Origin of the sequence: Bartonella queenslandensis AUST/NH15 (genome assembly GCF_000312585.1) — a bacterium.
GTDB classification, from domain to species: domain Bacteria; phylum Pseudomonadota; class Alphaproteobacteria; order Rhizobiales; family Rhizobiaceae; genus Bartonella; species Bartonella queenslandensis_A.
Window position 1 is genome coordinate 1 of the sequence record NZ_HE998218.1, and the last position, 258, is coordinate 258.

Annotated in this window: 1 pseudogene; it reads right to left on the minus strand. The window is 45.7% G+C overall.

The annotated features are described in order from the left end of the window. Positions 1 to 258, minus strand: a pseudogene (locus BN338_RS09950) (transposase domain-containing protein); the annotation flags it as partial.

The following is a 258-nucleotide window of genomic DNA, read 5'->3' on the forward strand; positions in this document are numbered from 1 at the left end:
TGTGCCTTGGAAAGACCCTCATAACGTGCCCAAACACTTTCCTTTTGATCCCTTTGCTCAGCTTTTTTCTCACCTTGACTTTGTTGCGCAATACACACACCACCAGAGCGCACCATCAATGCCGCACGCGCTCCTTCCGGTAATAAGGAAATGTGAACCTCTACAACAGGACGAGAAACCCCTTTAACTTTACGTGTCAATTCACTTTGATGTCGCCATGTGGTTGCTAAAATCTTACGCAATCCACCTTTACTCTTT